Raw genomic sequence first — 13,260 nt, 5'->3', positions numbered from 1 at the left:
AAGATGACGGAGATTTCCTCACCCCGGTTGATCCTGGCGTCGCAAAGTGCCGCGCGGCAGGCGTTGCTGCGCGGCGCGAACATCGAATTCGAGGCGTTGCCCGCGAACATCGATGAACGCGCAATCGAGCAATCGTCGGGCCTTTCTGATGCGGCCGCCGTGGCCGCATTGCTTGCAAAAGAAAAGGCACTGCATGTCGGCCGCGCGCATCGCGCCGCTTACGTGATCGGAGCCGATCAGACGCTGGCGCTCGGGTCACGGATTTTTGCCAAGGCCGACAATCGGGCGCAGGCGCGCGTGCAGTTGAAATCCATGTGCGGCCGCACGCATGAACTGCACTCGGCGGTGGCGGTCGCGAGAGGCGAGGAGATTTTGTTCGAATCCCTCTCGACCGCGCGGATGACCATGCGGCCTTTAAGCGATGCACAGGTGGAAGCCTATCTCGATCTCGCGGGGGAAGCGGTCACGGCGAGCGTCGGCGGCTATCAGTTGGAGGGCGCGGGCGTGCATCTGTTCGAGCGCATCGAGGGGGATTACTTCACCATCCTCGGCCTGCCGCTGCTGCCGTTGCTCGATTTCCTGCGCGGGCTTGGTCTCGCGCCATTGCGCTAGGGATTGCCGATGTTCGTGCTCGGATTGACCGGATCGATCGGAATGGGCAAGTCCACCACGGCGGAGTTGTTCATGGAACTTGGCGTGCCTGTCTATGACGCCGACGCCACCGTGCATCGCCTGTATGAGGACGAGGCGGTCGCGGCGGTCGAGCAGGCGTTTCCGGGAACGACCGGGGCAGGCGGGGTCGATCGCGAGAAACTGTCCGCGCATGTCGTCGGCAACGCGCCGGCCATGAAGCGGCTTGAGGCGATCGTGCATCCGATGCTGCGCGCGCACGAAAAGGAATTTCTCGCCGGTGCGGAACGGGCCGGCGCGCCGGTCGCGGTGCTGGATATTCCGCTGCTGTTCGAGACCGGCGCGGAAAGTCGTGTCGATGCCGTGCTGGTGGTAAGCGCGCCGGAAGATGTGCAGCATGCGCGGATTCTTGCGCGGCCGAACATGACGGCCGCCAAGCTTGAGACGATTCTGGCACGGCAGATGAGCGATGCCGACAAGCGGGCCCGCGCGGATTTTGTGGTGGATACGTCGAACGGGCTCGATTCCGCGCGCGAACAAATCCGCCATGTTCTGACGAAAGCCGCTACCATGCCGCAGCGCCGTTCCTGATTCCAAGAGATAGCAAAGATGCGCGAAATCGTTCTCGACACAGAAACCACCGGCCTCGATGCGCTGCGCGGCGATCGGCTGGTGGAAATCGGCTGCGTCGAGATGTTCAACCACATGCCGACCGGGCAGACCTATCACGTCTACATCAATCCCGAGCGCGACATGCCGCAGGAGGCGTTCGCGGTGCACGGCCTGTCGTCGGAGTTCCTGTCGGACAAGCCGCTGTTCGCCACGGTGGTGGAGGATTTCCTCGCCTTCATCGGCGACGCGCCGCTGATCATCCACAACGCATCCTTCGACATCGGCTTCATCAACATGGAGCTGGACCGGGTCAAGCGAGCGGCGATTCCGCGCGAGCGGCTGGTCGATACGCTTCTGCTGGCGCGCCGCAAGCATCCGGGCGTCTCCAACAGGCTCGACGATCTTTGTTCGCGCTATGCGATCGACAATTCGCGACGCACCAAACACGGCGCGCTGCTCGATGCCGAGCTTCTTGCCGAAGTCTATATCGATCTGATCGGCGCGCGGCAGTCCTCGCTCATTCTCGCGGAAACGCGAACCACGTCGGTCCGTGTGGTCGAGGTCGAACGGCGCGTGCGTGAGGCGCCGCTGCCGCCACGCGTGACGGCGCAAGAGATCGAAGCGCATCGCGCGTTTGTCGCGACGCTGGGCGACAATCCGGTCTGGCGGGAATTTTCCGGCGCGGAATAAAAAAGCGGGCCGTTGGGCCCGCTCTTCTTCAGTCCGGCTGAGCCTAGTTCGGCTTGGCCTGCTCGGCTTGGCGCGCCATGTTCTGGCGATAGAGGCTGACGAAATCCACCGGATCGAGCATCAGGGGCGGGAAGCCGCCATTGCGGGTCGCGGTCGCGACGATTTCGCGCGCGAACGGGAACAAAAGCCGGGGGCATTCGATCATCACGAACGGATGCAGGCTGTCCTGCGGCACGTTCTCGATCCGGAACACGCCGGCATAGGCCAGCTCGAATGCGAACAGCACCTTGTCGCCGTTGTTGGCCTTGCCCTCGATGGCGAGCAGGACCTCGAAATCGGTGCCGCCGAGATTGGTGGCGCCGACATTGATCTGGATCGAGATTTCGGGCTGCTTGTCCTGCTGCGACAATGATGCAGGTGCATTCGGATTCTCGAAGGAGAGATCCTTGATATATTGCGTCAGAACGCCAAGCTGCGGAGGACCGGCGGCCTCGGCCGGAGCGGCAGTGGTGTCAGTCATCGATCTCTCCTGCAATCTCGTTTGGGAAGCTGGTTTGGGCGCAGTGGCTATCATAGGGCTGCCGCTCTCGACAAGGACGGCTGTCCCGATCGGGGCCAAAAGCTTGGCTGGGAGCAAGGGATTGGGCTAGAATCATAATAATTACCGCAATCGGGAGCCTGACGGCCGCCACGTTAAGGATTTAAGACACGGTGGCGCGGCTATCTTTCGTGCTTACATAACCCCGTGCCGGACGGGAACACGCCAGATCGGAAGTGACGTAACGTGGACATTTACACCATCATCTTTTTGGCCTTGGCTGTCTTTATTTTCCTGCGGCTGCGCAATGTTCTTGGGCAGCGCACCGGCAGCGAGCGGCCGCCATACGATCGCGTGACGCGCGATGTAGCCCCCACGGGCAACGACAATAATGTGGTCCGCATGCCGGGCGCCGCCGTCGATCAGGCGACTTTGGCGCCTTCCGCCGATCCGGTTTCGCCGCGCGAACGCTGGAAGGGCATCGCCGCTCCCGATTCGGAACTGGCCACCGGCCTCGATCAGGTTGCCGCCGCCGATCCGTCCTTCAATGCGCAGCATTTCATCTCCGGCGCGAAAAGCGCCTACGAGATGATCGTGCTGGCCTTCGCCAATGGCGACCGCCGCACGCTGAAGGATCTGTTGTCCTCCGAGGTCTATGATGGGTTCGAGGCCGTCATCAAGGGCCGCGAGCAGCAGGGCGAAAAGGTCGAGACCAAGTTCGCTTCGATCGACAAGGCCGAACTCGTCAGCGCCGGTGTCCGGGACAAGCTCGCGCACCTCACCGTTCGGTTTGTTTCGCAGATGATCACCGCCACGCGCGACAAGGGCGGTGCGGTCATCGATGGCAACCCTGAAAAGCTCACCGATGTCACCGATGTCTGGACGTTCTCACGTGACGTTTCCTCCCGCGATCCGAATTGGAAGCTGGTTGGAACAGAAAGCGGACGCTGACGGACGCTTCCCCTACGGCTCCGCCGCGGCATTGGTGTTCGCGGCGGCGGTTCTGACATGCAGCGCGGTCGCGGATGCCCGCAGCCACCGCCGCGTTTCCCGGCCGGAGCTTGAGGCCACGCACCATGTGCGGCCGCGGCCCCAAAGCATCCACTGGCCGCTTGCCATCCCCGGCGTGCAATACAATCCCGTTGCCTGGAGCGATCTGCGCGGCTGGGCGGATGACGACCAGTTCAAGGCGTTCAGGACATTCAAGGCCAGCTGTGCGCCGGTCCTCGCGCGCAAGCCGAAAAAGCCGGACGATACGCCCGACAAGTTTCTGGGCGATGCGCTGCGCGAGCCTTGCCTCGCCGCGCGCGGAACGAAGGTGCATGACGTCGCGTCCGCGCGCGCATTTTTCGAAGAGCAATTCGCGCCGGTCACGATCTCGCGACTCGGCGAGGATGCGGGCTTCGTCACCGGCTATTACGAACCCATCGTCGAAGGCTCGCGTACCAGGACCGATGTCTACACGGTGCCGGTCTATCGCCGCCCCTCGAATCTGTTCGTGCGCGGATACAGTCAGGCCTCGCCGAGCCTGCCGAACAAGGGTGATGTGTTCCGCAAGATCGGCCGCCGCAAGCTGGTGCCGTATTACGACCGCGCCCAGATCGAGGATGGCGCGATCGCCGGGCGCGGGCTTGAGATCGTCTGGCTGAAAAACGAGACCGATCTTCTGTTCATCCAGATTCAGGGCTCGGCGCGGATCAAGCTGCCGGATGGATCGATGGTGCGGATCAATTACGATTCGCATAACGGGTTTCCATACACCCCGATCGGGCGCGTGCTGATCGAGCGCAACATCATTCCCAAAGACCAGATGTCGATGCAGCGCATCCGCGAATACATGGAACAGAATCCCGGCGCGGCGGATGAACTGCGGCGAACCAACCGCTCCTACATCTTCTTTCACGAAGTGTCGCTCAAGGCGGATGACGAGGCGATCGGCGCGCAGGGCGTGCCGCTGACGGCGGGCCGCTCGATCGCGGTTGACAAGGCGCTGCATGTCTATGGTACGCCGTTCTTCATCGACGGCGATCTGCCGATCGAGAGCGACACCTCGAACACGCCGTTCCGTCGCCTGATGATCGCGCAGGACACCGGCTCGGCGATTGTCGGCCCCGCGCGTGCCGATCTTTATTTTGGCGCGGGCGCGGAGGCGGGCAGGATCGCGGGGCGCATCAAGAACGCGGCACGGTTCACCATCCTGCTGCCGAAATCTCTGGACCCTGTCGCGCGCGGCAGGACCGTGCCGTTGCCGGACGCCCGCCCTGCCGAGGAGAAGCCCAGACCAAAGAAACGGCGCGGCCGCCGCCATGCGGACAACTCATGAAACGCGCGCGCCCGCCCGATTTGTCGCCGCCGCCTTCGCGCCGCCGCCGCGCGCTCGATACCGAGGAGCGTGCGTTGTGGGAGACGGTGACGAAACAGATCAAACCGCTGCGCAAGCGAAAACCAAAGGACGCCGCCGCACCGCCCGATGCGATGGAGACTGCCCCGGTCCCTGAGGCTGAAAAAACGCGATCGTTGCGCATGATCGAAACAGCAAAACCGGCCGCGCCCCAGCCGAAAGCGCCGCCGCCGCTGGTCGCGCTGGGACGGCGCGAGCGCTCGCATCTCGCGCGCGGACGCAAGGAGATCGAGGCGCGGCTCGATCTGCACGGCATGACGCAGGCGCGCGCGCATCGCGTCTTGATCGGGTTTCTGTCGCGCGCAAGCGAGGACGGACTGACCTTCGTGCTGGTGATTACCGGCAAGGGCCGCAGCGGCGCGGCTGATTCCGAGCGCGGCGTATTGCGGCGTCAGGTGCCGGAATGGCTGGGCCTGCCGGAATTCCGCAGCCTCGTCGTCGGCTTCGAGGAGGCCTCCATCGGCCATGGCGGCGCGGGCGCGCTCTATGTGCGGCTGCGGCGGGCGAGATAGATTTCGGCTTGGTGCGTCATTCCGGACATCCCGCGAAGCGGGATGATCCGGAATCTTTATGTTGTTCGCGAGAGATTCCGGGTTCGCGCGTTTCACGCGCGCCCCGGAGTGACATCTACAAAATAAACCGGCTCAAATCCGCGTTCTTCGCCAGATCGCCGATGTGCTTCTGCACGTAGGCGGCATCGATGATGACGGTCTGGCCGTGCAGATCGGGCGCCTGAAACGAAGCGTCGTCGAGCACACGCTCCAGCACGGTCTGCAAGCGGCGCGCGCCGATATTCTCCACGCTTGCGTTCACTGCCACGGCGACATCGGCCAGCGCGTCGATGGCATCGTCGGTGATGTCGAGCGTCACGCCTTCGGTCTCCATCAGCGCGACATATTGCTTGATGAGCGAACTTTCCGGCTCGGTGAGGATGCGGCGGAAGTCGTCCCGCACCAGCGCCTGCAACTCGACGCGGATCGGCAGGCGGCCCTGCAATTCCGGCAGCAGGTCGGAAGGCTTGGCGATGTGGAACGCGCCCGAGGCGATAAATAAAATATGATCCGTCTTCACCGGCCCGTGCTTGGTGGAAACCGTGGTGCCCTCGATCAGCGGCAAGAGGTCGCGCTGCACGCCTTCGCGCGACACGTCGCCGGTGCGCGCGCCGTCGCGCACGCAGATCTTGTCGATCTCGTCGAGGAAAACGATGCCGTTGTTCTCGACCGCATGGATCGCGTCGCGCGTCAGCGCCTCGTCGTCCAGCAGCTTGTCGGATTCCTCGTTGACCAGCACCTGATGCGAATCCGCGACCGTGAGCTTGCGCGTCTTGGTGCGGCCGCCCATCTTGCCGAAAATGTCGCCAATCGAGATCGCGCCCATCTGCGCGCCCGGCATGCCGGGAATCTCGAACATCGGGGCGCCTCCCGCGCTCTGCGTCTCGACCTCGATTTCCTTGTCGTTGAGTTCGCCCGCGCGCAATTTTCGTCGAAACGAATCCCGCGTGCTGGCGGAAGCGTTGGCGCCGACCAGCGCATCGAGCACGCGCTCCTCGGCGGCGAGTTCCGCCCGCGCCTCGACATCCTTGCGCTTCTTCTCGCGCGTCTGCGCGATGGCGACATCAACGAGATCGCGCACGATCTGTTCGACATCGCGGCCGACATAGCCGACCTCGGTGAATTTCGTGGCCTCGACCTTGATGAACGGCGCGCCCGCGAGCTTTGCCAGCCTGCGCGCGATCTCGGTCTTGCCGACGCCCGTGGGGCCGATCATCAAAATGTTCTTCGGCAGCACCTCCTCGCGCAGGCTGCCGGTGAGTTGCAGCCGGCGCCAGCGGTTGCGCAGCGCGATGGCGACCGCGCGCTTGGCGTCATGCTGGCCGACGATGAAGCGGTCGAGTTCGGAAACGATTTCGCGGGGAGAAAAGTCGGTCATCAGGTCGCCAGCGTCTCGATGGTCAGGTTACGGTTGGTGTAGACACAGATGTCGGCCGCGATTTCGAGCGAACGGCGCACGATGGCCTCGGCGTCATGCGCGGAATCCGACAATGCCCGCGCGGCGGCCAAGGCATAATTGCCGCCGGAGCCGATGGCGATGATGCCGTCCTCGGGCTCCAGCACGTCGCCGGTGCCGGTCAGCACCAGTGAGACATCCTTGTCGGCGACGATCATCATCGCCTCAAGGCGGCGCAGATAGCGGTCCGTGCGCCAGTCCTTGGCGAGCTCGACGCAGGCGCGCGTCAGTTGTCCCGGATATTGCTCGAGCTTGCTCTCCAGCCGCTCGAACAGCGTAAAGGCGTCGGCGGTCGCGCCGGCGAAACCGCCGATCACGTCACCTTTCCCGAGTTTGCGGACCTTGCGGGCGTTGGACTTGATGACGGTCTGGCCGATCGAGACCTGGCCGTCGCCGCCCACCACCACCTTGCCGCCCTTGCGCACGGTGAGGATCGTGGTGCCGTGCCAGCTCTCGGCTTGCGAATTCTGCATGGAATCTGTCCCCTGACTGGCTTCCATTTAGGAAAGGCGCGCCTGGGATGCAAACGGCGGCCATGGGAGCCCGGAATCCGGAAAAATCCGGTCACCATAGCGGCGATTGGGAGCCCTCCCGGCCACTGTTGCAGTAGCGAAGGCGTCATCTGCCTGTTAAAAGGCGCTCAAAATTGGGTTCTGGAGCGAATTTCATGCGCACGGCCACGATCAAGCGCAAGACCAAGGAGACCGACATCGCCGTCAGCGTCAATCTCGACGGCAAGGGTGTCTCCAACGTCGCGACCGGCATCGGTTTCTTCGACCACATGCTGGATCTGCTGGCGCGCCATTCCGGCATAGACATCACGGTGAAGGCGCAGGGCGACCTGCATGTCGATCACCACCACACCACCGAGGATGTCGGCATCGCGCTCGGTCAGGCGGTGAAACAGGCGCTGGGCGACATGGCGGGCATCACCCGCTACGCGGACGTGCATCTGCCGATGGACGAGACGCTGTCGCGCGTCGTCATCGATATTTCCGGCCGTCCCGTGCTGGTGTTCCGGGTGGAATTTCCGCGCGACAAGATCGGCGAGTTCGATACCGAACTGGTGCGCGAATGGTTCCACGCGTTCGCGATGAACGCGGGTATCACGCTGCATGTCGAGACCTTGTATGGCGAGAACAGCCATCACATCTCGGAGTCCTGCTTCAAGGGGCTCGCGCGCGTTCTGCGCGCCGCGGTCGCGATCGATCCGCGCGCGAATGGCGCGGTGCCCTCGACCAAGGGTCAGTTAGGCGGCTAGCGTATTCGCGCGCCGCCGGAGATGAATTATGCCGGTCTACACCGTTCACGCCCCGAAGAGCCTCGGCAACGATTTTCGCGCCGCGCCTGAAAAGATCGTGTTCGTGCGCGACGGCTTTCATGTCTGGGCGTTCCTGCTCGGCTTCATCTGGCTGATCTATCGCAGGCTCTGGCTGGTACTGCTCGGCTATATCGTGGTGCAGCTCGCGGCGGAAATCATGCTGCGCTTCACCCATGCGTCGGGCTTCGCCTATGCCGTCACGATGCTGGTGATCGCGCTGTTTCTCGGCAGCGAAGCCGGTGCGCTGCGCCGCTGGACGCTGTCGCGCCGCAAATGGCAGCAGATCGGTCTTGTGGCGGCGGATGACGAGGAAGCCGCCGAGCGGCGATTTTTTGAACGCGGTTCGGCGGACAGTTTTGCGTTTTCGCCCAAGGCATCGCCCGCGATCCCGATGCCGCGCTCGTCCATTGCCGCGCAGGATGCGGCTGGATTCTTCCCGATGCCGGACGGTTCGCGGTGAGCGTCGCGCTGATCGATTACGGCTCCGGCAATCTGCACTCGGCGGCGAAGGCTTTCGAGCGGGCCGCGCGCGCGCTTGAATTGCCGGAGAAAGTTGTCGTCACCCGCGATCCGGAGACAGTCTATCGCGCGGATCGTATTGTTCTTCCCGGCGTCGGCGCGTTCGCCGATTGCCGCAAAGGGTTGGATGCGCTCGACGGCATGGTCGATGCGATGACGCAGGCGGTGCGCGGCAAGGCGCGGCCGTTCTTCGGCATCTGCGTCGGCATGCAGTTGATGGCGACGCAGGGCAAGGAACATGTCACCACGCCGGGGCTCGACTGGATTTCCGGCGACGTCGAAAAGATCGCGCCGCGCGACGAGAGCCTGAAGATTCCGCACATGGGCTGGAACACCCTCGATCTTGCCCGCGAGCATCCGGTGCTGGAGCGTTTGCCGCTCGGCGACAAGGGCCGCCACGCCTATTTCGTGCACTCCTATCACCTGAACGCTGCGAGCGAGGGCGATGTGGTTGCGCGCGCCGATTACGGCGGGCCGCTCACCGCGATCGTCGCCCGCGACACCATGTTCGGCACGCAGTTTCACCCCGAAAAGAGCCAGCGCTTCGGCCTCGCTCTAATCGCCAATTTTCTGAAGTGGAAGCCGTGATCCTTTTCCCCGCCATCGACCTGAAGAACGGCCAGTGCGTGCGTCTGCAACAGGGCGACATGAATCGTGCGACCGTGTTCAACCTCGATCCGGCCGCGCAGGCCGCGACTTTCGAGCGGCAGGGATTCGCATATCTGCACATCGTCGATCTCGACGGGGCGTTCGCGGGCAAGCCGCAGAATGCGCAGGCGGTCGAGGCGATCCTGAAGGTCGTGAAAATGCCGGTGCAGCTCGGCGGCGGCATTCGCGACATGGCCACGCTTGAGGCATGGCTCGGTAAGGGTATCGCGCGTGTCATTATCGGCACTGCCGCGGTGCGCGATCCGGCGTTCGTGAAGGAAGCCGCGAAAAAATATCCCGGCCGCGTCGCGGTCGGGCTCGATGCGCGCGACGGCAAGGTCGCGGTGGAAGGCTGGGCGGAAACCTCGACCGTCACCGCGCTCGAGATCGCGCAGCGGTTCGAGGATGCGGGCGTCGCCGCGATCATCTTCACCGACATTGCGCGTGACGGCCTGCTCAAGGGCCTCAACCTCGACGCGACGATTGCGCTGGCGGACGCGATCTCGATTCCGGTGATCGCCTCCGGCGGTCTCGCGTCCATCGACGATGTGAAGGCGCTGCTCACGCCGCGCGCCAGAAAGCTCGAAGGTGCGATTTCCGGCCGCGCGCTTTATGACGGGCGGATCGATCCGGCGCAGGCGCTCGCTTTAATCGCGGCGGCAAAGGCGGCCTGAATGTTCAAGGCCCGCGTCATACCCTGTCTCGACGTCAAGGACGGACGTGTCGTCAAGGGCGTTAACTTCGTCGATCTGCGCGATGCTGGCGATCCGGTGGAAGCCGCGATTGCCTATGATGCGGCGGGCGCGGACGAGCTTTGCTTTCTCGACATCACCGCGACGCATGAGAATCGCGGCACCATTCTCGACGTGGTGAGGCGCACGGCGGAAGCCTGCTTCATGCCGGTCACGGTCGGTGGCGGCGTGCGCACGGTGAACGACATCCGCACGCTGCTCAATCACGGCGCGGATAAAGTCTCGATCAATTCCGCCGCCGTGTCCCGCCGCGAATTCGTCAAGGAAGCGGCGGAGAAATTCGGCAACCAGTGTATCGTGGTCGCGATCGATGCCAAGCGCGTGCCGCGCGCGGGCAATTCCGACCGCTGGGAAATCTTCACCCATGGCGGGCGCAAATCGACGGGCATCGATGCGGTGGAATACGCGCAGGAAGTCGTGTCGCTCGGTGCCGGCGAAATCCTGCTGACCTCGATGGACCGCGACGGCACCCGGCAGGGCTTCGACATTCCGCTGACGCGGCAGATCGCCGACAGCATTTCCGTGCCGGTGATCGCCTCGGGCGGCGTCGGCAATCTCGATCATCTGGTGGAAGGTGTGCGCTCGGGCCACGCCACCGCTGTGCTCGCGGCCTCGATTTTCCACTTTGGCGAATTCACCATCCGGCAGGCCAAGGAGCATATGGCCCGCGCCGGGCTGCCGATGCGTCTTGACCCGTGAACGCTGCCGGGTCTTTGGTAGGATGACAGAGACATAACGGGATTGGCCGCCCGGGCGGAAACCGGAAAGGCTCAAGGAACAATGCGATGAGCGGTTTCACCATTCACGATCTGGCTGGAATCATCGATGCCCGCGCCGCCTCCAGCGGAGAGGTGTCGTATACCCGCAAGCTTCTCGACAAGGGACCGGAACATTGCGCCAAGAAGCTCGGCGAGGAGGCGATCGAAGTCGTGATCGCGTCGGTCGAGAGCGATGGTGCGCGCGAACATATCGTGGCCGAGAGCGCCGACCTGCTGTTCCATCTTCTGGTGCTGCTGAAATCGCGCGGCATCGCGCTGTCCGAGGTCGAGGCTGAGCTCGCCCGCCGCACGCAGATGTCGGGTCTGGAAGAAAAGGCGGCGCGCAAGGCGGACTAATAAAGGCCGAGTGAGCGCCGAAGTGTTTGCGTATCCGTCGCGGTCCGCCGTTCCGGAATAAGAAAGAAGAGAGACGGGCCATGACGACCGGGGCCGAGCCGCAGAAATACGATCCTTATCGGTCGTTCACGCGCGCGCAATGGGCGAAGCTGCGCGACGACACGCCGATGACGCTGAAGGCGTCCGAGATCGAGAAGATGCACTCGATGCTGGACCGGCTCGATCTCAAGGAGGTCGAGGAAATCTACCTGCCGCTGTCGCGGCTCTTGTCCTATTACGTCAGTTCGGCCCAGCGGCTGTTCGAATCCGAACGCCGCTTCCTGCGCATCCGCGACCGCAAGATGCCCTACATCATCGGCGTCGCGGGTTCGGTCGCGGTCGGCAAGTCCACCACCTCGCGCGTGCTGCAAGCCTTGCTGGCGCGCTGGTCGCCGAAGCCGAAGGTCGATCTCATCACCACGGACGGCTTCCTGCATCCCAACGCCTATCTCGAGCGCGAAGGGCTGATGGACAAGAAGGGCTTTCCCGAAAGCTACAATCTCGGCGCGTTGCTGGCGTTTCTCTCCGACATCAAGGCCGGACGGCCCGGCGTGCGTGCGCCGGTCTATTCGCATCTCACCTACGACATCGTGCCGAACACGACGGTGGAGATCGACCAGCCGGACATCCTGATCGTTGAGGGCTTGAACGTGCTGCAAACTGGCCGCCTGCCCGCGGACGGCAAGGCCGTTCCGTTCGTGTCCGATTTCTTCGACTTTTCGGTGTTTATCGACGCCGATGAGGACATCCTGCGCGAATGGTACGTCACGCGCTTCCTGAGATTGCGCGACACCGCGTTCAACGATCCGCGGTCGTACTTCAACCGTTATGCGGGATTGAACGACGAGGAGGCGCGCAAGAAAGCGCTCTCGATCTGGAACACGATCAATCTCGTCAACCTGCATGAAAACGTGCTGCCGACCCGGCCGCGCGCCACGCTGATCCTGAAAAAGGGCAGCGATCATGTGGTGGAGAAAGTGTCGCTGCGGCGGCTTTGAGCCTTAGGCCGCGTGGCGGCTCGCATCCGGGCCGAAATGGCCGATATAGCGCGAGGCGATCGCCGCGACCGGCATCACCACCAGCACGTCGGTGGTGCCGAACTGATGATCGATCACGGCGCCGTCACCGATGAAGGCGCCGAGCCGCAGATAGCCCTTGATGAGCGGCGGCAGTTCGCGCAACGCCGCCTTGGCGTCGATCGCATCCTTCGCCATCCGGTTCATCGCGACATAGCGCGAGGCATGCGCCCGCGCGCGCCATTCCTCGGGTGCTGCCGCATGGTGGTGCAGGAACGACAGCGGCAGCGCCAGACGGTTGGGGTCGGTGCCGGGCAGGCTCGCGCAGCCGATCATCACATCCATGCGGTGACGGCGGACGTAGGTCCAGATGCCGTGCCACAGCAATTCCACGGTGCGCTTGGTGCGATAGGGCGGCAGCACGCAGGAGCGGCCGAGTTCAAGGAAGCGCAGCCCCGCGTGGCGTTCCATCAAAGCGGAGATGTCGAACTCGTCATCGGTGTAGAAACCGCCGTGGGGCCGCGCGATCTCCTGGCGCAGCAGGCGATAGGTGCCGACCACCTGCTGCTTGCCGCGCCGTGTCAGCGGCGCGTCGTGATCGATAACAAGGACATGGTCGCAGATCTTGTCGAACATATCCTTGTCACGTCGGGCCAGCAGCGTCGGTGCATCCGCGATCGCGGTGCCGTCCCGGTAGAAAACCTTGTAGCGCAGTTTTTGCGCGCGCTTGATGTCGTCGCGCGACGTGGCGAGCCGAACCTCGAGCGAGCCGAGGCGCCCGAGCGTGTCGATGTGGGGTGCCGCGAAATCGGGGCGGAGGATGTCGATGCTGCGGCGGGCGGGTTTCAGCCAGTTCGCGGCGGCCATCGCCGCAGTGCGCGCGAGTTCAGGTTTGAACCAGTTTTGCATCGCGCCGGGTATCAACCCGGCATCATTGTCGCCACGCATCCTTCTTCCCCGCGGCGCTTCTTT

General features: G+C 63.7%; 17 protein-coding genes. 13 read left to right on the top strand and 4 right to left on the bottom strand.

Annotation, left to right across the window (positions count from 1 at the left end; genetic code table 11):
* The first annotated feature begins 3 nt into the window (after positions 1 to 3).
* Genes AFIC_RS00975 through dnaQ form a run of 3 tightly spaced genes read left to right on the top strand, consistent with a single transcriptional unit; the run spans position 4 to position 1,932 of the window.
* Complete coding sequence (locus AFIC_RS00975; RefSeq protein ID WP_275247338.1) at positions 4 to 612, top strand: Maf family protein; 609 nt, start codon at positions 4 to 6, stop codon at positions 610 to 612.
* A gap of 9 nt (positions 613 to 621) precedes the next feature.
* The gene (gene coaE / locus AFIC_RS00970) at positions 622 to 1,221 is read left to right on the top strand and encodes a dephospho-CoA kinase (protein WP_275247337.1); all 600 of its coding nucleotides are present in this window, start codon (positions 622 to 624) and stop codon (positions 1,219 to 1,221) included.
* Positions 1,222 to 1,239: 18 nt separating this feature from the next.
* The gene (gene dnaQ, locus AFIC_RS00965) at positions 1,240 to 1,932 is read left to right on the top strand and encodes a DNA polymerase III subunit epsilon (protein WP_275247336.1); all 693 of its coding nucleotides are present in this window, start codon (positions 1,240 to 1,242) and stop codon (positions 1,930 to 1,932) included.
* Between the two features lie 43 nt (positions 1,933 to 1,975).
* Here dnaQ and secB read toward each other — a convergent pair whose 3' ends face one another.
* Positions 1,976 to 2,452, bottom strand: a complete 477-nt coding sequence (secB, locus tag AFIC_RS00960) for a protein-export chaperone SecB (protein WP_275247335.1) — start codon at positions 2,450 to 2,452, stop codon at positions 1,976 to 1,978.
* Between the two features lie 264 nt (positions 2,453 to 2,716).
* Here secB and AFIC_RS00955 point away from each other — a divergent pair, with 264 nt between their 5' ends.
* The 3 genes from AFIC_RS00955 to AFIC_RS00945 are packed head-to-tail and all read left to right on the top strand — an operon-like array spanning position 2,717 to position 5,383.
* Entirely contained in the window at positions 2,717 to 3,421 is a 705-nt protein-coding gene (locus AFIC_RS00955; RefSeq protein ID WP_275247334.1) for a Tim44/TimA family putative adaptor protein, read from the top strand.
* Positions 3,399 to 4,793 (top strand): murein transglycosylase A, encoded by a 1,395-nt coding sequence (mltA, locus tag AFIC_RS00950; RefSeq protein WP_275247333.1) that lies wholly within the window; start codon positions 3,399 to 3,401, stop codon positions 4,791 to 4,793. The genes AFIC_RS00955 and mltA overlap by 23 nt, the downstream gene beginning before the upstream one ends.
* On the top strand, positions 4,790 to 5,383 hold the full coding sequence (locus AFIC_RS00945) for a Smr/MutS family protein (RefSeq protein ID WP_275247332.1): 594 nt from the start codon (positions 4,790 to 4,792) through the stop codon (positions 5,381 to 5,383). Before mltA ends, AFIC_RS00945 begins: the two co-directional genes overlap by 4 nt.
* 115 nt (positions 5,384 to 5,498) lie before the next feature.
* Here the strand turns inward: AFIC_RS00945 and hslU are convergent, their stop codons facing one another.
* Positions 5,499 to 6,800: an ATP-dependent protease ATPase subunit HslU gene (hslU, locus tag AFIC_RS00940; RefSeq protein ID WP_275247331.1), complete on the bottom strand. Its 1,302-nt coding sequence runs from the start codon at positions 6,798 to 6,800 to the stop codon at positions 5,499 to 5,501.
* Positions 6,800 to 7,351: an ATP-dependent protease subunit HslV gene (hslV, locus tag AFIC_RS00935; protein WP_275247330.1), complete on the bottom strand. Its 552-nt coding sequence runs from the start codon at positions 7,349 to 7,351 to the stop codon at positions 6,800 to 6,802. Before hslV ends, hslU begins: the two co-directional genes overlap by 1 nt.
* A 194-nt stretch (positions 7,352 to 7,545) precedes the next feature.
* Here hslV and hisB point away from each other — a divergent pair, with 194 nt between their 5' ends.
* The 7 genes from hisB (at position 7,546) to coaA (ending at position 12,270) form a co-directional block, all read left to right on the top strand.
* Positions 7,546 to 8,139, top strand: a complete 594-nt coding sequence (gene hisB / locus AFIC_RS00930) for an imidazoleglycerol-phosphate dehydratase HisB (protein ID WP_275247329.1) — start codon at positions 7,546 to 7,548, stop codon at positions 8,137 to 8,139.
* A 28-nt stretch (positions 8,140 to 8,167) separates the two neighbouring features.
* A complete protein-coding gene (locus AFIC_RS00925; protein ID WP_275247328.1) occupies positions 8,168 to 8,659 on the top strand; it encodes a DUF2628 domain-containing protein in 492 nt (163 codons plus the stop codon).
* Positions 8,656 to 9,306 carry an imidazole glycerol phosphate synthase subunit HisH gene (gene hisH / locus AFIC_RS00920; RefSeq protein WP_275247327.1) on the top strand — a complete coding sequence of 217 codons (651 nt, stop codon included), beginning with the start codon at positions 8,656 to 8,658 and terminating at the stop codon, positions 9,304 to 9,306. The genes AFIC_RS00925 and hisH overlap by 4 nt, the downstream gene beginning before the upstream one ends.
* Positions 9,303 to 10,040, top strand: coding sequence for a 1-(5-phosphoribosyl)-5-[(5-phosphoribosylamino)methylideneamino]imidazole-4-carboxamide isomerase (hisA, locus tag AFIC_RS00915; RefSeq protein WP_275247326.1), 738 nt, complete (start codon positions 9,303 to 9,305; stop codon positions 10,038 to 10,040). The genes hisH and hisA overlap by 4 nt, the downstream gene beginning before the upstream one ends.
* The gene (gene hisF / locus AFIC_RS00910) at positions 10,041 to 10,817 is read left to right on the top strand and encodes an imidazole glycerol phosphate synthase subunit HisF (RefSeq protein ID WP_275247325.1); all 777 of its coding nucleotides are present in this window, start codon (positions 10,041 to 10,043) and stop codon (positions 10,815 to 10,817) included.
* Between the two features lie 86 nt (positions 10,818 to 10,903).
* Positions 10,904 to 11,233 (top strand): phosphoribosyl-ATP diphosphatase, encoded by a 330-nt coding sequence (locus tag AFIC_RS00905; protein WP_275247324.1) that lies wholly within the window; start codon positions 10,904 to 10,906, stop codon positions 11,231 to 11,233.
* Positions 11,234 to 11,313: 80 nt separating this feature from the next.
* Positions 11,314 to 12,270 carry a type I pantothenate kinase gene (coaA, locus tag AFIC_RS00900; protein WP_275247323.1) on the top strand — a complete coding sequence of 319 codons (957 nt, stop codon included), beginning with the start codon at positions 11,314 to 11,316 and terminating at the stop codon, positions 12,268 to 12,270.
* Between the two features lie 3 nt (positions 12,271 to 12,273).
* On the opposite strand, the gene olsB is transcribed toward coaA, so the two are convergent.
* Positions 12,274 to 13,236, bottom strand: a complete 963-nt coding sequence (olsB, locus tag AFIC_RS00895; protein ID WP_275247322.1) for a l-ornithine N(alpha)-acyltransferase — start codon at positions 13,234 to 13,236, stop codon at positions 12,274 to 12,276.
* Positions 13,237 to 13,260 lie beyond the last annotated feature (24 nt).

The organism is [Pseudomonas] carboxydohydrogena (assembly GCF_029030725.1).
GTDB lineage: Bacteria > Pseudomonadota > Alphaproteobacteria > Rhizobiales > Xanthobacteraceae > Afipia > Afipia carboxydohydrogena.
Note: the sequence above shows the minus strand (reverse complement) of the source record. Positions and strands in the feature narration are given on the sequence as shown.

Coding starts and splice junctions, on each gene's coding strand:
- AFIC_RS00945 (WP_275247332.1), top strand. CDS start 4,790: ATGAAACGCGCGCGCCCGCCCGATTTGTCGCCGCCGCCTTCGCGCCGC.
- coaE (WP_275247337.1), top strand. CDS start 622: ATGTTCGTGCTCGGATTGACCGGATCGATCGGAATGGGCAAGTCCACC.
- AFIC_RS00975 (WP_275247338.1), top strand. CDS start 4: ATGACGGAGATTTCCTCACCCCGGTTGATCCTGGCGTCGCAAAGTGCC.
- AFIC_RS00905 (WP_275247324.1), top strand. CDS start 10,904: ATGAGCGGTTTCACCATTCACGATCTGGCTGGAATCATCGATGCCCGC.
- secB (WP_275247335.1), bottom strand. CDS start 2,452: ATGACTGACACCACTGCCGCTCCGGCCGAGGCCGCCGGTCCTCCGCAG.
- dnaQ (WP_275247336.1), top strand. CDS start 1,240: ATGCGCGAAATCGTTCTCGACACAGAAACCACCGGCCTCGATGCGCTG.
- hisF (WP_275247325.1), top strand. CDS start 10,041: ATGTTCAAGGCCCGCGTCATACCCTGTCTCGACGTCAAGGACGGACGT.
- hisB (WP_275247329.1), top strand. CDS start 7,546: ATGCGCACGGCCACGATCAAGCGCAAGACCAAGGAGACCGACATCGCC.
- olsB (WP_275247322.1), bottom strand. CDS start 13,236: ATGCGTGGCGACAATGATGCCGGGTTGATACCCGGCGCGATGCAAAAC.
- hslV (WP_275247330.1), bottom strand. CDS start 7,351: ATGCAGAATTCGCAAGCCGAGAGCTGGCACGGCACCACGATCCTCACC.
- coaA (WP_275247323.1), top strand. CDS start 11,314: ATGACGACCGGGGCCGAGCCGCAGAAATACGATCCTTATCGGTCGTTC.
- hslU (WP_275247331.1), bottom strand. CDS start 6,800: ATGACCGACTTTTCTCCCCGCGAAATCGTTTCCGAACTCGACCGCTTC.
- AFIC_RS00925 (WP_275247328.1), top strand. CDS start 8,168: ATGCCGGTCTACACCGTTCACGCCCCGAAGAGCCTCGGCAACGATTTT.